17 protein-coding genes are annotated in these 18575 nt (G+C 68.1%); 12 read left to right on the plus strand and 5 right to left on the minus strand.

All coding sequences use genetic code 11. The features are described 5' to 3' along the window. The first annotated feature begins 22 nt into the window (after positions 1–22). From AVR91_RS40170 to AVR91_RS40180, 3 genes are read left to right on the plus strand one after another with little or no spacing between them, the layout of a single operon-like run. Positions 23–1252, plus strand: a complete 1230-nt coding sequence (locus AVR91_RS40170) for an ABC transporter permease (protein WP_076857543.1) — start codon at positions 23–25, stop codon at positions 1250–1252. Position 1253: 1 nt separating this feature from the next. Continuing rightward, the gene (locus AVR91_RS40175) at positions 1254–1643 is read left to right on the plus strand and encodes a cytidine deaminase (RefSeq protein WP_063271904.1); all 390 of its coding nucleotides are present in this window, start codon (positions 1254–1256) and stop codon (positions 1641–1643) included. Continuing rightward, positions 1640–2920 carry a thymidine phosphorylase gene (locus AVR91_RS40180; RefSeq protein WP_063271903.1) on the plus strand — a complete coding sequence of 427 codons (1281 nt, stop codon included), beginning with the start codon at positions 1640–1642 and terminating at the stop codon, positions 2918–2920. The genes AVR91_RS40175 and AVR91_RS40180 overlap by 4 nt, the downstream gene beginning before the upstream one ends. Before the next feature lie 466 nt (positions 2921–3386). On the opposite strand, the gene AVR91_RS40185 is transcribed toward AVR91_RS40180, so the two are convergent. Beyond that, positions 3387–4475, minus strand: coding sequence for a PA containing protein (locus AVR91_RS40185; protein WP_076153457.1), 1089 nt, complete (start codon positions 4473–4475; stop codon positions 3387–3389). A gap of 209 nt (positions 4476–4684) precedes the next feature. Here AVR91_RS40185 and AVR91_RS40190 point away from each other — a divergent pair, with 209 nt between their 5' ends. Together AVR91_RS40190 and AVR91_RS40195 are read left to right on the plus strand one after the other, a co-directional pair. Further along, positions 4685–5785 (plus strand): adenosine deaminase, encoded by a 1101-nt coding sequence (locus AVR91_RS40190; protein ID WP_063271901.1) that lies wholly within the window; start codon positions 4685–4687, stop codon positions 5783–5785. Between the two features lie 65 nt (positions 5786–5850). Further along, the gene (locus tag AVR91_RS40195) at positions 5851–7056 is read left to right on the plus strand and encodes an MFS transporter (protein WP_063271935.1); all 1206 of its coding nucleotides are present in this window, start codon (positions 5851–5853) and stop codon (positions 7054–7056) included. A gap of 20 nt (positions 7057–7076) precedes the next feature. Here the strand turns inward: AVR91_RS40195 and AVR91_RS40200 are convergent, their stop codons facing one another. Beyond that, on the minus strand, positions 7077–8321 hold the full coding sequence (locus AVR91_RS40200) for a hypothetical protein (protein WP_063271900.1): 1245 nt from the start codon (positions 8319–8321) through the stop codon (positions 7077–7079). A gap of 152 nt (positions 8322–8473) precedes the next feature. On the opposite strand from AVR91_RS40200, the gene AVR91_RS40205 reads away from it, so the two are divergent. Both AVR91_RS40205 and AVR91_RS40210 read left to right on the plus strand, forming a co-directional pair. Next, positions 8474–10978: a DEAD/DEAH box helicase gene (locus AVR91_RS40205; RefSeq protein ID WP_063271899.1), complete on the plus strand. Its 2505-nt coding sequence runs from the start codon at positions 8474–8476 to the stop codon at positions 10976–10978. 43 nt (positions 10979–11021) lie between these two features. Next, positions 11022–11408 (plus strand): nuclear transport factor 2 family protein, encoded by a 387-nt coding sequence (locus AVR91_RS40210; RefSeq protein ID WP_063271898.1) that lies wholly within the window; start codon positions 11022–11024, stop codon positions 11406–11408. Here AVR91_RS40210 and AVR91_RS40215 read toward each other — a convergent pair. Together AVR91_RS40215 and AVR91_RS40220 are read right to left on the minus strand one after the other, a co-directional pair. Then, on the minus strand, positions 11381–12016 hold the full coding sequence (locus AVR91_RS40215; protein WP_063271897.1) for a hypothetical protein: 636 nt from the start codon (positions 12014–12016) through the stop codon (positions 11381–11383). The two genes, AVR91_RS40210 and AVR91_RS40215, sit on opposite strands and share 28 nt — an antisense overlap. 54 nt (positions 12017–12070) lie before the next feature. Then, the gene (locus AVR91_RS40220) at positions 12071–12661 is read right to left on the minus strand and encodes an NADPH-dependent F420 reductase (RefSeq protein WP_063271896.1); all 591 of its coding nucleotides are present in this window, start codon (positions 12659–12661) and stop codon (positions 12071–12073) included. 76 nt (positions 12662–12737) lie between these two features. Between AVR91_RS40220 and AVR91_RS40225 the strand changes: the two genes are divergently transcribed. Further along, positions 12738–13097, plus strand: coding sequence for a winged helix-turn-helix transcriptional regulator (locus tag AVR91_RS40225; RefSeq protein WP_063271895.1), 360 nt, complete (start codon positions 12738–12740; stop codon positions 13095–13097). An 82-nt stretch (positions 13098–13179) separates the two neighbouring features. Here AVR91_RS40225 and AVR91_RS40230 read toward each other — a convergent pair whose 3' ends face one another. Next, positions 13180–14160, minus strand: coding sequence for a sugar-binding transcriptional regulator (locus AVR91_RS40230; RefSeq protein ID WP_063271894.1), 981 nt, complete (start codon positions 14158–14160; stop codon positions 13180–13182). A gap of 129 nt (positions 14161–14289) precedes the next feature. Between AVR91_RS40230 and AVR91_RS40235 the strand changes: the two genes are divergently transcribed. From AVR91_RS40235 to AVR91_RS40250, 4 genes are read left to right on the plus strand one after another with little or no spacing between them, the layout of a single operon-like run. After that, positions 14290–15294, plus strand: a complete 1005-nt coding sequence (locus AVR91_RS40235) for a zinc-dependent alcohol dehydrogenase family protein (protein WP_063271893.1) — start codon at positions 14290–14292, stop codon at positions 15292–15294. Continuing rightward, a complete protein-coding gene (locus AVR91_RS40240; RefSeq protein WP_063271892.1) occupies positions 15287–16627 on the plus strand; it encodes an ABC transporter substrate-binding protein in 1341 nt (446 codons plus the stop codon). The genes AVR91_RS40235 and AVR91_RS40240 overlap by 8 nt, the downstream gene beginning before the upstream one ends. Beyond that, the gene (locus AVR91_RS40245; protein ID WP_063271891.1) at positions 16627–17562 is read left to right on the plus strand and encodes a carbohydrate ABC transporter permease; all 936 of its coding nucleotides are present in this window, start codon (positions 16627–16629) and stop codon (positions 17560–17562) included. Before AVR91_RS40240 ends, AVR91_RS40245 begins: the two co-directional genes overlap by 1 nt. Next, a complete protein-coding gene (locus tag AVR91_RS40250; RefSeq protein WP_063271890.1) occupies positions 17559–18374 on the plus strand; it encodes a carbohydrate ABC transporter permease in 816 nt (271 codons plus the stop codon). The genes AVR91_RS40245 and AVR91_RS40250 overlap by 4 nt, the downstream gene beginning before the upstream one ends. Positions 18375–18575: the final 201 nt, after the last annotated feature.

Consider the following 18575-nt stretch of genomic DNA (forward strand, 5'->3'; position numbering starts at 1 on the left):
GTCCAACACGGGCGGCACCACCATGCCGGTGAAGCCGCCGAAGCGGCGTATCCCCGGCTGGCTCAAGGGCGCCATCTGGGGTCTGCTGGCGGTCGGTGTGCTCGCGATCGCGTCGTACGCCACCGGCGTCAACACGCTGACCTCGACCAACACTGCGCACACCGCGCTGCGGCTGGCGCTGCCGATCCTGCTCTGCGCGCTCGGCGGTCTCTGGGCCGAACGCGCGGGCGTGATCAACATCGGCCTCGAAGGCATGATGATCCTCGGCACCTGGGGTGCCGCGTGGGGCGCGTACCACGGCGGGGTCTGGGCCGGGCTGATCGCGGCGGTCGTGTTCGGCGCGCTCGGCGGGCTGCTGCACGCCGTCGCGACGGTGACCTTCAACGTCAATCACATCGTCTCCGGTGTGGCGATCAACCTGCTCGGTCTCGGGGTCGCGAAGTACCTGGCGAACCTGGTGTTCACGCCGCTTTCGGGCAACCCGCGCCAGTCGCCGCCGGTGCCGAAGTTCGACACGTACTCGGCGACGTTCCTCTCGGACTGGTTGTCGGACCTGGAAAAGATGCAGCGCGTCTTCATCTCCGACCTCGCCGGCATCCTCAACGGCCTGATCACCGAGGTCGCGCCGCTGACGATGATCGCGATCGCGCTGGTGCCGATCAGCTACTTCGTACTGTGGCGGACGCGGTTCGGCCTGCGGCTGCGGTCCTGCGGCGAGAACCCGGTCGCGGCCGAGTCCCTCGGCGTGAAGGTCTATCTGCACAAGTACGTCGCCATGATCATCTCCGGCGGGCTCGCCGGAATGGGTGGCGCGTCGCTCGTGCTGCTCGCCGGCGGTGCGGACTACCTGGAGAACCAGACCAACAACCGCGGATACATCGGCCTCGCGGCGATGATCTTCGGCAACTGGCGGCCGGGCGGCCTGCTCGGTGGTGCGGCGCTGTTCGGTTACGCGGACGGCCTCCAGCTCGCCGGTGGCGGTACCGCGGTGCTCGCGCTGCTGTACGGCGCGGTGATCCTGCTCGCCGTGATCGTGGCGGTGCAGCTGTTCCGCCGTCAGTGGATCGCTTCCGCGCTCGGTGTCGTCGGCGCCGTCGCGCTGTACGCGATCTACTGGACCAACGACGACCTGCCCAGCGACCTCATCCCGTACACCGCGCACTTCGTGACGCTGATCGTGCTGGCGGTGGCTTCGCAGCGGCTGCGGCCGCCCAAGGCGATCGGCGCCACCTACCGGCGAGGTGAGGACTGACATGGCGGAGTACGACTGGGAAGCCTTGCGGGCTCAAGCCGTCGAGGCGGCGAAGTCGGCGTACGCGCCGTACTCGGGCCTGCACGTCGGTGTCGCGGCGGTGGTGGACGACGGCCGGATCGTCGTCGGCTGCAACGTCGAGAACGCCTCGTACGGCTTGGGTATGTGCGCGGAATGCACGATGGCGGGGCAGCTGCGGCTGACCGGTGGCGGCAAGCTCGTCGCCGTCGCGTGCCGCAGCGGTGAAGGCGCACTGCTGATGCCGTGCGGGCGCTGCCGTCAGATCCTGTTCGAGCACGGCGGTTCCGACTGCCTGGTGGACACCCCGAGCGGCATCCTGCCGATGTCGGCGGTGCTGCCGGACGCGTTCGGACCGGACGACCTGCCGTGAGCGGGTTCGCCGCCGTCGACGTCATCCGCGCGAAGCGGGACGGCGGACGGCTCACCGACGAGCAGATCGACTGGACCATCGACGCGTATACGCGCGGCGAGATCGCCGAGGAACAGATGGCCGCGCTCGCGATGGCCATCTTCCTGCGGGGCATGGACTCCGGGGAGATCGCGCGCTGGACCGGCGCGATGATCTCGTCGGGGGAGCGGCTGGATCTGAAGGTCAGCCGTCCGACGATCGACAAGCATTCGACGGGCGGCGTCGGCGACAAGATCACGCTTCCGCTGGCTCCGCTCGTCGCGGCTTGTGGGGCCGCCGTGCCGCAGCTGTCGGGGCGCGGGCTGGGCCACACCGGCGGGACGTTGGACAAACTGGAGTCGATTCCGGGCTGGCGTGCCTCTTTGTCGACATCGGAGATCGTCCGGCAGCTCGACGAGGTCGGCGCGGTGGTCTGCGCGGCGACCTCCGGGCTGGCGCCCGCGGACAAGAAGCTGTACGCACTGCGGGACGTGACCTCGACGGTGGAGTCGATCCCGCTGATCGCGAGCTCGATCATGAGCAAGAAGATCGCCGAGGGCTCGGCCGGGCTGGTGCTCGACGTGAAGACGGGTTCGGGTGCGTTCATGAAGACGCTGCCGCAGGCCCGTGAACTCGCGCGGACGCTGGTGGATATCGGGACCGCGCACGGTGTCGCGACGACTGCGCTGATCACGGACATGAACGTGCCGTTGGGCCACGCGGTCGGCAACGCGATCGAGGTCGCGGAGTCGGTCGAGGTGCTGCGCGGCGGCGGTCCTTCCGACGTCGTCGAGCTGACCGTGGCCTTGGCGCGGGAGATGCTGGCGCTGGCCGGATTGTCCGATGTGGACCCGGCGGCGGTGTTGGCTTCCGGCCGGGCTTACGAGACGTGGTGCCGGATGATCGCCGCTCAGGGCGGGGATCCGGAGGCTGCTCTGCCGCGGCCTAAGCACGTGCACGTGGTCTCGGCGCCCGCCGATGGGGTTTTGTCGCGTTTGGACGCGTACTCGGTCGGTGTCGCCGCTTGGCGGCTCGGGGCCGGGCGGGCGCGCAAGGAGGATCCGGTGCAGGCCGCGGCGGGTGTCTTGTGCCTGGCGAAGCCGGGCGACACGGTGTCGGCCGGGCAGCCGCTGCTGGAGTTGCACACCGATACGCCGGAGGCTGTTCCTTCGGCTCTCGCTGCGCTCGAAGACGCCTACGCCGTCTCCGCTGAGGCTCCGGCCTCCGCTCCGCTCGTCCTGGAGACCGTGCGGCCCTGACCTGCGTTTAGCGGGCTAAACGCGATCCGGTGGTCCGTGCCCCCTGTGCCCTGAAGGCCCCCTTTGAGACGTTGAACGTCCCAAAGGGGGCCTTCAGGACGTCCGCGCCCCTGCATCCCGCATTTCGTCCTCTGGATGCGGTAGTTGCACGCGCAACTACCGCACCCAGAGGACGAAACGCGGATCGCGATTAGCCCGCTAAACGCAGGTCGGCGCAGGGGGCGCCCAATGTGGCATTGGGGACGCTGAGCGCCTCCAACGCCACATTGGGGGCATCGACCCGGGCCCGACCGCCGCCGAGCCCCGGGACGTGCGCCCTCGGGGCCCTGGCCGCATTTAGAGGACGAAACGCCGGGGGCGGATCGCGTTTAGCCCGCTAAACGCAGGTCGTGGCCCGAGAAAGCGTGAAGGCCCCCGTCCCAGGCGAAGCCGTGGGAAGGGGGCCTTCACGCGTTAAGCGAGGGCGTCAGTCCGAGGACTCGTCGCCGCCGTCGGCCTTCGCCTTGGCGTCGGCCGCCTTCGGTGCCCGGCCGTTGCGCGAGCTGCGACGCGGCTGACGCGGGGCGGGCGGCGGCGGGGAGATCTGCTGCACGGCCGGTCCGCCACCGAGCATCAGCTCCGCGAAGGTCGCCATGGCCTCGTCCAGCTGGCCGCCGATACGTCGCACGGACTCGTCGTTGCTCTTGCGCACCAGCGAGTCGACCGAGTCGGTGTCCGGCTGCTTCTGCAGCGTGCTCTCGACCTTCGACAGACCGGAGCGGATCGAGCCGTCGAGGTCGCCGAGGCGCCCGGTGAAGCCGTCCTCGACCTTGTCGAGCCGCTCCGCCAGGTCGTCGAGCCGCGAGGTGACCTTCTCCAGGCGGTCGCCGAGGCCGTCGAGCCGCTCCGAGGCGTCGACCATCTCGCCGGTCTCGGTCAGCGCGGTCTTCAGCGCCTCGGTGTTCGCGGTGAGGCTTTCCTTGGTCGCCTTGTCGAGGTTCTCGACGCGGGTGCGCAGCTCGCGGTCGACGGTGTCGACGCGGTCCCGCAGGGTGGACTCGGCCTGCTCGACGCGCTCGCGCACCGGCCCGATCACCGACTGCGGCAGCGTGTCGGTCTTCACGTCCTGCTTGTCGAGGTGCGCGCCGAGCTCGTCGAGACGGCGGTGGATGTTCTGGAGCTTGTCCTCGAGCCCGTCCATCCGGCCCCCGACGCCTTCCAGACGCGCGGCCATGCCGTCGAGGCGGCCGTCGAGCTGAGCGAACGGCTTGGCCAGCTTGTCGACGATGCTTTCGACGGCGCGGGTCAGCGCGGCGATCGCGGTGTCCTGCGCTTCGAGCCGCGACATGGTCTCGTCGAGCCGCTCGGCGAGCACGCTGGTCTCGGTGCGGTCGGGCATCTCGGAGAGCCGCTTGCGCACCGCGCCGAGCGAGTCGACCGGGGCCAGACGTGCGTAGATGTCGTCCAGCGCGTCGAAGATCTGCTGCTGTTCGCTCTCACGCACTTCGGCCGCGCGCACCAGCATGTTGCGCATCCGGTCGAAGGACGGGGCTGCAATGTGGTTGTCAGTGGTCACTGCGGTGTCCTTCGTGGGCGGGGAAATGGGAGGGACGTGACGTGAAGCTTATCCATTGCGGAATTGCTCTGCGTATGGCCCCCGGGTATCGGACAATGCCGAGCTCTGCCCTGATGGCCGATTCAGCCGGTGATCCACAAAGCCGAGGGTTAAGTCAAGCATGAGACTTACCGCCATGTAGGGGAATGACAGGCTGGTTACCGTTACGTATGTCCTCTGAAAGCAGCAGTTCCCGCATCCCGGAGGCGGTACTGGCCCGGGCTCCCAAGGTTCTCCTCCACGACCACCTGGACGGCGGATTGCGTGCCGCCACCGTCGCCGAACTCGCCGAACAGACCGGCTACGAGGCCTTGCCGACCACGGATCCCGTGGAACTCGGCCGCTGGTTCCGCGACGCCGCCGATTCCGGCTCCCTCGTCTCGTACCTTGAGACGTTCGCGCATACCTGCGGCGTCATGCAGACCGAGGAAGCGCTGGTCAGAGTGGCAGCCGAGGCGGTGGAAGACCTCGCGGCCGACGGCGTCGTCTACGCCGAGGTCCGTTACGCCCCAGAACTCTTCGTCGAACGCGGACTGTCACTCGATGCGGTGGTCGAGGCGATTCAGGCCGGGTTCGCCGAAGGTGAACGGAGAGTGGCGGACGGCGGCGGCCGGATCCGCGTCGGGACGTTGCTCTGCGCGATGCGCCAGCACGCCAGGGCGCTGGAGATCGCCGGGCTGGCCGTGCGCTACCGCGACGCCGGCGTGGTCGGGTTCGACATCGCCGGACCGGAAGACGGATTCCCGCCTACCAGAAATCTCGACGCATTCGAGTTTCTGCGGACGAATAATGCGCATTTCACCATTCATGCCGGAGAGGCGTTCGGCCTCGCGTCCATTTGGGAGGCGATTCAGCATTGCGGGGCCGAGCGGCTGGGCCACGGCGTGCGCATCGTCGACGACATCAAGACCGACAGTGACGGCACGGTCCATTTGGGACGGTTGGCCGCCTACGTGCGCGACCGGCGGATCCCGCTCGAGATCTGCCCCACGTCCAATGTCCAGACCGGAGCGGCGCGCTCGATCGCCGAGCATCCGATCGGCCTGCTCGCCAGGCTGCGGTTCCGGGTCACCGTCAACACCGACAACCGGCTGATGAGCGGCTGCTCGATGACCAGCGAATTCGCGGCGCTGAGCGCAGCGTTCGGCTTCGGGCCGGCCGATCTCGAGTGGTTCACCATCAATGCGATGAAATCCGCCTTCCTCGATTTCGACCAGCGGCTCGACATCATCAACACGGTCATCAAGCCCGGCTACGCGGCCTTGCGTTAGTTAGCAGCGACAACTATCGTTCACTATGTAGGAGTACTTTCCCAAATAGTGGAACGGTGGCGAAGATGGCGCAGGTCGTTGACGTGAGGATCGGCGGCAAACGACGCTGGCTCATCCTCGCGCTCGGCCTCGCCGCGCAGACCGCGAGCTGTTCCTTCCTTTACGGGCTCCCGTTCCTGGTGCCGTCGATGCAGCGTGCGGAGGGGCTCACGCTCGCCGAGGCGGGAACCGTGGTCGCGGCGCCGAGTCTTGGCCTGTTGTTCACCTTGATCCTGTGGGGCGCGGCCGCGGACCGTTACGGAGAGCGTTTGGTAATGGCCATCGGGCTCGGCGTATCGGGGTTACTCCTCGTGTACGCGGCCGCCGGTGACCACTCGCTCGGGATCCTCTTTGGGGTGTTCTTGCTCGCCGGTGCGAGCACCGCGTCAGTGAACGCCGCGAGCGGCCGGGCCGTCCTGGGCTGGTTCGGCCCGGCCGAACGCGGCTTCGCGATGGGCATCCGCCAGATGGCCCAGCCGCTCGGGGTGGGCGTCGCCGCCTTCGGACTCCCGCCGCTCGCGGATCGCTGGGGTTTCCAGATCTCGCTCCTGCTCCCCGCGCTGACCGCGATCGGTGTCGCGCTCCTGGTCGCCTGGCTCCTGATCGACCCACCGCGTCCGGAATCCGGCACGACGGGGGAGAAGCCGCCGTCGCCGTACCGGAGGCCGGCGTTGTGGCGGGTCCACGGCGCGAGCGCGCTGCTCGTCGTCCCGCAGTTCACGGTCTCCGCGTTCACGCCCGTGTACCTGGTGACCATGCACGGCTGGACGGCGGCGTCCGCGGGCTGGTTCGTCGGCGCCGTCCAGATCCTCGGCGCGCTGGGCAGGCTGGTGTCGGGCTACTGGTCCGACCGCGTCGGCAGCAGACTGCGGCCGATGCGGCAGCTGGCGATCGCGAGCGGCGCGGTGATGCTGCTGGTCGCGCTCGGCGACGCGACGTGGCCGTGGCTGGTGCTGCTCGCACTCGTCCTGGCCGCGGTGATCACCGTGTCGGACAACGGACTCGGGTTCACCGCGTCGGCGGAGATGGCCGGGCTCGCGTGGGCGGGGCGGGCGATGGGCACGCAGAACACCGGCCAGAACATCGCCGCCGCGCTGACGCCGCCGATGCTGGGCCTCGTGATCGGTGATTCGCGGTACGCGCTGGCATTCTGTGTGGCCGCGATCTTCCCGGCGCTGGCCGTCGCCCTGGTGCCCGTCAAAGACGAAAAGGGCCCCTCAGGACGAACCTGAGGGGCCCTTTCCAGGGTGGATCAGAGAACCGTGAGCCGGTTCTCGAAGGTCTCCACGAGCTTGCGCCACTCGGACTGCTCGGCGTCGAACGGAGCGCTCGGCTCCAGCCGCGACGGGTCCGGCCGCAGCACGAACGACACCAGCCAGCCGAGGCTTTCGTTGGCGGCCAGCGCGGTTTCGACGCTGTCGTCCTCGGCCCACTCGGCGGCGTCGGTGATCAGCTCGACGGCCAGCTCCAGCTGGGTCGGGTCGATCGACTCCGGGCCTTCGGCGATGTCGTCGGCGATCCCGTTGAGCACGTAGGTGTTCTCGGTGTCGACCTCGATCTCGAGCTCGCCCGCGGTGGCCTTCGTGGTCACCTCGTCCCAAGTGGACACTCCGGCGAGGTCGTTGCCCGCCAGCTCCTTGCCGTCCGCGATCGCGCGGATGAGGGCCTTCTCGGAGGTGAAGACGTCGATCTCGCCTTCGCTGCCGAGGAAGATCGGCTTGTCGTCGAGGTAGCAGCGCAGCGTGTAGTACTCGGCGCCGGAGGTGATGATCTTGATCGGGTCGATGCCGACCTCGCCCCAGAAGCCGACGGGCTCGTCGTCTTCGTCGTCGTCCTCGTCCGAGTCGTCGATGAGGTCCGCGTCGACGGCGGCCGCTTCGGCCTCGGCGGACTCCGCGAGGAAGGTCGCGAGCTCCTCCGCCGTCTGCTCCAGCACCTTCTCGTCGACGTCCGGGACGGTCACCAGGCCGTCGATCGCGTCGAGGACGGTGTCCCACTTCTCCGAGACCGCCTGCGACAGGTCCGCCCACAGGCGCTCGCCGTCGCGGCCGGAGAAGGGCAGCGTGCCCTGGTCGAGTAGCGAGAAGCTCTCGTGCGCGTCGAGGACCTCATGGACCTCGTCGAGTTCGCACACGTCCGCGAGCGAACGCACGATGCCGATGATCTCGGCCAGCTCGCCGAGCGTCCACTGGTCCGGCTTCTCGGCCACCAGCTCGGGGACGCCCACCAGGTCGTAGGTGTGGTCGTCGTCCGGGATGAGCTCGGGCACGTTCAGCGCCGGGACGACCTCCCACGCGGGGTGGTCGAGCAGGTCGTGCTGCTCGGAGGTCCGCACGAAGGCGGCGAGATGCGCGGCGTCCGGGAAGGCGTACAGGTCCTCCTCGTCGCCGAGGAAGGCTTCCCATTCCTCGCCGTCTTCCCGCCAGCGCGGCGCCCAGAGGGTGACGACGTCACCCTGTGGCAGGCCGAGTTCGATCGGGATGATGTCCTGTGCCATTCCTTTAGCCCTCTCGGATTACCGCCTGTGTGCGCGCGGCCGGTCGATGGTGCCGGAAGGTGCGCGGTACCGCGAAGCCTACGGGTTTCCGCCGATGGGCGCGATCACCCCTGGGCAAGAAGCGACCAACGGATGGCACGATAGGTCCTCTGATGACACTTACAGACCTCCTGCCTGCGGATCCCGACCCCGACTCGCTGTTCGAAGCCTTCTCCACCTGGACGGCCGAGCGCGGGTTGGAGCTGTACCCCGCGCAGGAAGAGGCCATCATCGAGGTGGTCTCCGGCGCGAACCTCATCCTGTCGACGCCGACGGGCTCGGGTAAGAGCCTGGTCGCCGTCGGGGCGCACTTCACCGCGCTCGCACACGGCCGCCGCAGCTTCTACACCGCCCCCATCAAGGCGCTCGTCTCGGAGAAGTTCTTCCAGCTCATCGAGATCTTCGGCGCGGACAACGTCGGCATGATGACCGGCGACTCGGCGGTCAACGCCGACGCGCCGATCATCTGCTGCACGGCGGAAATCCTGGCGAACATGGCGTTGCGGTTCGGTGCCGACGCGCCGGTCGGCCAGGTCATCGCGGACGAGTTCCACTTCTACTCGGAGCCGGATCGCGGCTGGGCCTGGCAGGTGCCGCTGCTGGAACTGCCGAAGGCACAGTTCGTGCTCATGTCGGCCACGCTGGGCGACGTCTCGTTCTTCGAGAAGGACCTCACCCGCCGCACCGGCCGCCCGACGGCCGTGGTCACCTCGGCGGAGCGGCCGGTGCCGCTCACCTTCCGCTACGCGCTGACGCCGTTGCACGAGACGATGTCCGAGCTGCTCAACGGCGGGCAGTCGCCGGTCTACGTCGTGCACTTCTCGCAGGCCGCGGCGATCGAGCGCGCGCAGACGCTGATGAGCATCAACGTCACTTCGAAGGCGGAGAAGGAGGCCATCGCCGAGATGCTCGGCGACTTCCGCTTCTCGGCCGGGTTCGGGAAGACGCTGTCGAGGCTGGTCCGGCACGGGATCGGCGTGCACCACGCCGGCATGCTGCCGAAGTACCGGCGCCTGGTCGAGCAGCTCGCGCAGGCCGGGCTGCTGAAGGTGATCTGCGGGACCGACACGCTCGGCGTCGGCATCAACGTACCGATCCGCACAGTGGTCTTTTCAGCGTTGACGAAGTACGACGGTGTGCGGCAACGGCATCTCAAGGCGCGCGAGTTCCACCAGATCGCCGGCCGCGCGGGCCGCGCCGGATACGACACCGACGGCTACGTCGTCGTGCAGGCGCCCGACCACGTCGTCGAAAACGCCAAGGCGCTGGAGAAGGCGGGCGACGATCCCAAGAAGAAAAAGAAGATCGTCCGCAAGAAGGCGCCCGAGGGGTTCGTCAACTGGACGGAGAGCACCTTCGACCGGCTGATCGCGGCCGAGCCGGAGCCGCTGACGTCGAGTTTCCACGTCAGCCACTCGATGCTGCTGAACGTGATCTCCCGGCCGGGCAACGCGTTCGACTCGATGCGGCATCTGCTGGAGGACAACCACTCCGACCGTCCCGCCCAGCGGAAACTGATCCTACGCGCGATCGCGATCTATCGCGCGCTGCTCGCGGCCGGCGTCGTGGAACGGCTCGACGAACCCGACGAGCAGGGTCGCATCGTCCGGCTGACCGTGGACCTGCAGTTCGATTTCGCGCTGAACCAGCCGCTTTCGCCGTTCGCGCTGGCGGCGATCGAGCTCCTCGACGTCGAGTCGCCCTCGTATCCGCTCGACGTCGTGTCCATTGTGGAATCCACTGTGGACAATCCGCGGCCGGTGCTGTCGCAGCAGCAGTTCAAGGCGCGTGGCGAGGCCGTGCAGGCGATGAAGGCCGAGGGCATCGAGTACGACGAGCGGATGGAGCTGCTCGAAAACGTCACGTACCCGAAGCCGCTGGAAGAGCTGCTGGAGGCGGCGTATTCCCGCTACCGGCAAGGGCATCCGTGGGTCGAGGACTACGAGCTCAAGCCGAAGTCCGTCGTGCGCGACATGTACGAGCGCGCGATGAACTTCGTGGAGTACATCGGTTTCTACCAGCTGGCCCGCTCCGAAGGGCTGGTGCTGCGGTACCTCACCGACACCTACGACTCGCTGCGGCACACGGTGCCCGACGAGGCCAAGAACGAGGGGTTGCAGGACCTCATCGAATGGCTCGGCGAACTCGTGCGCCAGGTCGACTCCAGCCTCCTGGACGAATGGGAAGCCTTGCGGCACCCCGAAGAGGAGGGCCCGGTTTCGACGCGGCCGCCGTCCGAGCCGCCCGCGGTCACGCGGAACGAGCGGGCGTTCCGGGTGCTCGTGCGCAACGAGCTGTTCCGCCGGGTGGAGCTGGCTTCGCGGCGTGCCTACGACACGCTCGGCGAGCTGGACGCCGCGTCGGGCTGGGACGCGGACGCGTGGGAAGACGCCATCGAGGACTACTACGACGAGCACGAAACACTCGGCATCGGGCCGGACGCGCGCGGGCCGAAGCTGCTGATCATCGAGCAGGAGAAGGAGATCTGGCGGGTACGGCAGATCTTCGACGATCCGGCGGGCGACCACGACTGGGGCATCGGCGCGGAGGTCGATCTGGCGGCTTCGGACGAGGCGGGCTCGGCGGTCATCCGGATCACGGCGGTGGACCGGCTCTGACGCCTGGCGCATTCCTGGGGAGGACAGTGAATTGGAGCGAGGTATGACCGACGACGTGGCCGGCCGGGTGATCGAGGCAGAGCAGGAGCGGATCCGCTGTCTCCTCGACGTGGATCGCGGCACCTACGACCGCTTGCACGCCGAGGGGTACCGGTTGTGCAACCCGACCGGCACCGTGTGGACGAAGGCCGAATACCTGGATCTCCTCACCAGCGGGCGGGTCGCCTACCGGGAGCTGGCGCTGAACGGCGACATGGACGCCATCGTCGGCACCGACGTCGTCGTCCTCCGCTACCGGTGCTTCATCGAACTCACCGTGGACGGCGCGGACATCCCGCGGCACGAGGCCTGGCACACCGACGTCTACACCGATGACGGCGGCACCTGGCGTTGTGTCTGGTCTCAGGCCACCGGCGTCATGGACGCCTGACCCAGCACTCGCCGGCGGCGGACCAGCTGAATGATCAGCACCGCCAGCGAGAGCGCGGGTAGCGGATAGCCAAGGAGCAGCCCCACCGTGATGTCGGTGAGCGGCGCGAGGACCGCGGCGGCGAACACCCACGTCGGCGCGGTCGGCGGTTTCACGCCGGAGCGGACCTTGCCCCACGGTTTCGCCACCGAAAGCCACGCCTGGAACGCCAAAGCGCTCGCCATCAGCGCGGTCCCGGCGACCAGCGCCACCGGCGGCGGATCACCGCCCACGGAATCCCGCAGAGCACCCGACAGCAGGAAGATCCCGGCGTAGAGCTGGACGAGCGTGATCGCGAACTTCGCCAGCACCCACCAGTGCCGGGTGAACCCCCAGGCCGTCGCGGCGGCGAGCATGAAGCCGGTGAAGGCCGACGCGTTGGCCAGCGGTGCCAGCAGGAACGTGTCGATCTCGTGCGCCATCGACGTCGCCGCCACGCGAATCTCGCGGTCCTCGCTGGTGTGGCCGATCACCAGCAAGGTGAACAGCGCCAGGGCTTGTCCCATCCAGCCCACCGACGTGACGATGTGCAGCCACACGGTCAGCTGTCGCCAGGCCTTGGTTCGCATGGCGCACAGGGTCGCGCCACCACCCGGTCCGGCACATCGGGGACGACCCTGAAATCAGGCCGGAAGGGGCGGGAAGCAGGCCTGGGCGTCGTGGCCGTCGAACCAGAGACCGACCATGAACGCCATCGTTGCCTCCATGAGCGCGGCCCGGTCGAGTCCGCCGGCGTTCAGCGGCGTGCAGCCGAGGTCGCGGACCAGTTCGCTCACTTCGCCGACCACGTCGCCGCAGATCGGCACCGCCAGCGGACGCCCGCCGAACACCGGCGGGGTCATCCGCCAGACGTCCACGTGACACAGGTTGAACGCCTTGACCACGTGCGCGCCGGGTGCGGCCGCGGCGATCCGCGCCGCCTGATCGGACACCGTGAGCGCGGCGCCGGGACCGACGGCGTTCGTGCAGTCGATCAGCACCTTGCCGTCGAGATTCCCCGCTGAGGCAAGGACTTCCAGTACGGAAGCGGCGGGGAGGGCGAGCAGGATCACGTCGCTGGCGCCGGCGGTCTCCGCCCAGGTCCCCACCCGCGGGGAGATCCTGGCGGCCTTCGCGCGGTCACGGGCGGCGACCATCACATCGTGCCCGGCCTCGGCCCACTGGCCGCCGAGCGCCTCCGCCATCCCGCCCGCCCCGAAAATACCGATACGCATGTGCTGCTCCCTAAGATCGAGTGACCACACCGACCGTAGAAAGCCGCGCGGGTACCGAATGGTTACCGGAGGTCCGATGAACGACGTCTTCCTCGCCGATTGCCGTGCCCGGCTGGCCTTCGACCTGATGGCGAACACGTGGAACCCCGTCGTGCTGTGGGCCCTGCGCGATGGACCGCGGCGCCCGGCCGAACTGCGGCGACGGCTGGGCGGGATCAGCACGAAGGTGCTCACGGAGACGGTCCGGCGGCTGGAGTACAACGGTCTCGTCCACCGGCGCGACTGCGGGCGGACGGCGAAGGTCGAGTACTCGCTGACGGATCTCGGGACCACGTTGCTGGCGCCCATCGAGGCCTTCGGGGAGTGGGCGTTCCGTCATGGCGACGAGGTGATGGCGGCGCAGGACGAAGCGGTCCGGTTTCGCGATCTCGCGTGATTGAACGCCGATCTCGCGTGATTGAAGGCGGAACTCGCGTGATTGGGGAGCGATCTCGCGTGATTGGGCGGACGACACGGGGTCAGGGGAGCGGGCGGGCCTCGGCCAGCCGGAGCAGCGGGACGGCCGCGGCGGCGTCGGTGATCAGGGTCGAGACCATGCCGGAGCGCAGGACGGCGTCTATCGCTTCGGCTTTCGGTTCCGTGTAGCCCAGCGCGATCACTTCGGGGACGGCCAGGAGTTCCTCGGCGCTGATGGCCAGGACGTGGTGGGCCAGGCCGGTGGACATCGGGTTGCCGTCGGCGTCGAACAGGCGCGCGGAGACCTCGGCCTTGGCGCCGCGTTTCGCGATCGCGCTTCGTTCGGCCTCGTCGAGCGCGTCGTACACCGTCGACTCTTCGGGTTTCCACGCACCGATGCTGACGACGGCCTTGGTCAGGTTCTTGAACTGCCCGAAGGTCTCCGCGATCCCCGGCTGCCTGCGCAGTGTTTCGGTGGTGCGGCGGTCGGGGAGGACGAGGGGCCCGAAGATCGGGTACGACGCTCCGCCCGAGACGGAGGCGACCCGGCTGACCGTCTCCACCGACCGGTCGCGCATGTCCATCCCCGCCTGCACGCCGCACAGTTGCACGATCGGGCATTTCGGCAGCGACTCGATCGCGTCGGTCATCGCGTTCACCGAACGTGCCCACGACAGGCCGAGGACGTCGCCGGGAGTGACGATTTCGGTCAGGAGGCGGGCGGCGAGCGTGCCGATCTTGCGCCTCGCCACTTCGCGGGATTCCGGTTCGGGCGCTCGTTCGAGCACGAGGACCCGGTCGAGCCGATACGCCGCGCGGATCTCTTCGGACAGCACGAGATCGACCGGCGCCGGCAGCCGGAACTCGACCCGGACGATGCCGCTTTCCCTGGCCGTGTCCAGCATTCGCGCGACCTTGAACCGGCTGATCCCGAACTCTTCGGCGATCTCGAGTTTCGAGGCGCCCTGTTCGTAGAAGCGCCGGGCCACCGCGGCCAGGCGTAGCGACTCCACTAGGCCGGGGCGCTGTATCTTCCCGCTCATTTGAGCACTATACCGCGAAATCAGCCTGAGAGGTTGACGTAACACCAGGGAAAAGTTCACCATGCCTGGACATGCAGTCCGAAGCATAAGCCCAGCCCGCTCATTTGAGCGGAGAGAAGAGGAGCTGGCATGCGTGCCGCGATCGTGGACAAGCCCGGCGAGATCAGGGTCGGCGAGGTACCCGACCCGAAACCGGGGGATCGCCAGGTCGTCGTCAAGGTGGGTGCCTGCGGGATCTGCGGGACCGACCTCCACATCGCCGACGGGCATTTCCCGCCGACGCCTTATCCGATCGTCCCCGGCCACGAATTCGCGGGCGAGATCGTCGAACTCGGCGCGGACGTGCCGGGTGGCTGGAAGATCGGCGACCGGGTGGCCGTCGACCCGTCGCTGTTCTGCGGCTACTGCAAGCCCTGCCGGTCGGGCCGCGGCAACCTCTGCGAGAACTGGAACGCGACCGGCGACACCGTCGACGGCGCCTTCGCCGAGTACGTCGCCGTTCCCTCCGCGAACTGCTATCGCATGCCGGACACGATGACCTGGGAACAGGGCGCCCTCGTCGAGCCGGTCTCCTGCGCGGTGCACGGCGTGCGCCGGATCGGGGTCGAGGCGGGGGAGCGGTTCCTCGTCGTCGGCGCGGGCACGATGGGGCTGATCATGCAGCAGCTGCTGCAGCGCGCGGGCGCCCACGTCACGGTGGTCGACCGCAACACCTCCCGGCTCGGCCGCGCCATGGACCTCGGCGCGGCCGCGGTCGCGGGCGACGTGAAGGACCTCGACGACGAGAAGTTCGACGCCGCCGCGGACTGCACCGGCGCCGCGCCCGCCATCGAAGCCGCTTTCGACTCGCTTCAGCGCGGAGGCCGCCTGCTGGTCTTCGGGGTGGCCCCCGCCGAAGCACGCGTCGCGCTTTCGCCGTTCCGGATCTACAACGACGAGATCACCGTCGTCGGCTCGATGGCCGTCATGAACAGCTTCGGTACCGCGCTCGACCTGGTCGCCGACGGCGCTGTCGACACCGCCGCGCTGCTCACCGACACCCTGCCGCTGGAGCAGTACCCCGACGCTCTCGCCCTCATGCGCAGCGGCGCCGGCTTGAAGGTGCAGGTCATACCGGGAGGCGAAAGTGCGTAAAGCGGCCGCTCTGCTCGCGGTACTCCTGCTGACCCTCACCGGATGCGCCGGTGCGGGCGCGCTCGGGACCGGTGACCGGACGCTCGTCGTCGCGATCGTCGCGAACCCGCAGATGAAGGACGCCATCGAGCTTTCCGGCGAGTTCGAGAAGGCGAATCCCGGCGTCAGCCTCAAATTCGTGTCATTGCCGGAGAACCAGGCCCGCGCGAAGATCACCGCGTCGACGGCCACCGAAGGCGGCGAGTTCGACGTCGTCATGATCAGCAACTACGAGGCGCCGCAGTGGGCCGCGAACGGCTGGCTCGAAGACCTCGGCCCGCATATCGCGGCGAATCCGTCCTACGACGCGGACGACTTCATCCCGAGTATCAAGGAATCCTTGTCGCACAACGGGTCCATGTACGCGGTGCCGTTCTACGGCGAGTCGTCGTTCCTGGCCTACCGGAAGGATCTGTTCGAGCAGGCCGGGATCACCATGCCCGCCAAGCCGACGTGGACCCAGATCGCCGAGTACGCCGCGAAGCTCGACGACAAGGCCAAAGGCATCGCCGGGATCTGCCTGCGCGGCAAGCCCGGCTGGGGCGAGAGCCTCGCGCCGTTCACCACGGTCGCCAACACCTTCGGCGCGCAGTGGTTCGACAAGGACTGGAACGCGAAGCTGACCAGCCCCGAGTTCAAGGCCGCCGCCGAGTTCTACGTGAACCTCGTGCGGAACCACGGCGAGGTCGGGGCGTCGAGCGCGGGCTTCTCCGAATGCGGCACGCGGTACACCCAGGGCCAGGCCGCGATGTGGTACGACGCCACGGTCATGGCAGGCACGAACGAGGATCCGTCGGCCAGCAAGGTCGTCGGGAAGTCCGGGTACGCGCCGGCGCCGGTGGAGAAGACGCAGGCGAGCGGCTGGCTCTACACCTGGGCGCTGGCGATCCCGAAGGTCGCGAAGCACAAGGACATCGCCTTCAAGTTCATGTCCTGGATGACCGACAAGGCCTACGTGCAGCGGGTCGCCCAGGAGTTCGGCGACTGGAACCGTGTCCCGCCGGGTGTGCGGAAATCGACCTACGACATCCCGCAGTACCGCGAGGCCGCCAAGGCCTACGCGCAGCCGACGCTGGACGGCATCGCGGACGCCGACCAGCGCAAGACGATGGCGAATCCGGTGCCCTACCCCGGGATCCAGTTCGTCGGCATCCCCGAGTTCCAGGATCTCGGCACGCGGGTGAGCCAGCAGCTCTCGGCGGCGATCGCGGGCCAGATCACCGTGGACGAAGCGCTCGAACAGTCGCAGGAGTACGCGCAGACCGTCGGCAAGTCGTATCAGGAGGTGCAGTGATGGCCACGATCTCCGCTCCTGCTCGCCCAGAGCCCGCCCATGCGAAGAAGGCGGCTCCGAAGCGTGGCACCGATACGCCGTTCAAACGACGGCTGCCGCTGCTGCCCGCGCTGCTGTTCGTCGTCGCCGTGACACAGCTGCCCTTCGTGCTGACGGTGTTCTACTCGTTCCAGTCGTGGAACCTGGTGCGGCCGGGTTCGCGGCATTTCGTCGGGCTGCGGAACTACATCGACGTCTTCGCCGACTCGACGTTCCTCGGGGCACTGCTGAACACCGTGGTCCTCACGGTGGTGTGCGTGTTCTTCTCACTGCTGCTCGGCCTGGGGCTGGCGATCCTGCTGGACCGGAAGTTCCTCGGCCGCGGTGTGGTCCGGACCCTGCTGATCACGCCGTTCCTCATCCTGCCCGCGGCGGGCGCGCTGCTGTGGAAGACGACGATGTTCGACCCGACGTACGGGTTGCTGCACTTCGTGTTCGGCACCGACGTCGACTGGCTTTCGGAGTTCCCGCTGGCCGCCGTGATGGCGCAGGTCGTCTGGCAGTGGACGCCGTTCATGATGCTGCTGGTCCTGGCCGGGCTGCAGAGCCAGCCGAAGGACGTGCTGGAGGCCGCTTCGGTCGACGGTGCCGGCCGCTGGCGGACGTTCACCGCGATCACGCTGCCGCATCTGAGCCGGTTCCTGCAGCTGGCGACGTTGCTGGGCGCGATCTACATCGTCAACAGCTTCGACGCGATCTTCCTGATGACCCAAGGCGGCCCGGGGACGGCGAGCACGAACCTGCCGTTCTACATCTACCAGCGGGCGTTCCAAGGTTTCGACATCGGGCAGTCGTCCGCGATGGGCGTGATCGTCGTGATCCTGACGATGATCGTCGCGACCTTCGCCCTGCGGCTGATGTTCCGCACGTTCTCGGTACAGGGAGGCGCGAAATGAAAAGCCGTTTCGGCCCCGGCGCGCTGACGGTCGCGACCTGGGTGCTCGCGATCCTGTTCGTGTTCCCGTTGCTGTGGATGATCCTCACGGCCTTCAAACAGGAGGCCGACGCCTACACCGACCCGCCTCGGCTGCTGTTCACCCCGACACTCGACCAGTTCGCGGGCGTACTCGAACGCGGATTCCTGCCGTACCTGTCGAATTCGGCGTTCGTGACCGTGGTTTCGACGCTTTTCGTGCTGCTGCTGGGAATCCCGGCCGCGTACGCGCTCTCGCTGGCGCCGGTGAAGGGGACGAGCAACGCGCTCGGCTTCTTCCTGTCGACGAAGATGCTGCCGATCGTGGCGGCGATCATCCCGCTGTACGTGATCTCGCAGAACACTCAGCTGCTGGACAACGTGTGGGCGCTGATCATCCTGTACACCTCGATGAACCTGCCGCTGGCGATCTGGATGATGCGGTCGTTCTTCCTGGAGGTGCCGCACGAGATGATCGAGGCGGGCCGGATCGACGGGGCGACACTGCCGATCCTGCTGCGGAAGATCATCATGCCGGTGGTCGCGCCCGGGGTGGCCGCGACCGCGCTGATCTGCGTGATCTTCTCGTGGACCGAGTTCTTCTATTCGGTCAACCTCACCGCCGCGCGGGCCGGGACGGTGCCGGTGTTCCTGGTCGGCTTCATCACCAGCGAAGGTCTGTACTGGGCGCAGCTTTCCGCCGCCGCGCTGCTCGCTTCGCTGCCGGTGATGATCGTCGGCTGGATCGCGCAGAACCACCTGGTGCGGGGGCTTTCGATGGGCGCGGTCAAGTAGGGCCTGGGTCGCGCTGGTCGTGAGTGGCGTTTCGGGTTCTGGGCGACGGGTGCCTTAAGTACCTACTGGATTTGGCTGTGGCTGATCGCGGGTCGGGTCCGTGAAGGCCTCCTTGCCTACCCTGACGGTAGTGAAGGAGGCCTTCACTACCGTCAGAGATCGCCACCTGCAGCTCACCTGCACCAGCAACCACAGCAGCCA

It is taken from the genome of Amycolatopsis keratiniphila subsp. keratiniphila (assembly GCF_001620365.2).
GTDB classification, from domain to species: domain Bacteria; phylum Actinomycetota; class Actinomycetes; order Mycobacteriales; family Pseudonocardiaceae; genus Amycolatopsis; species Amycolatopsis keratiniphila.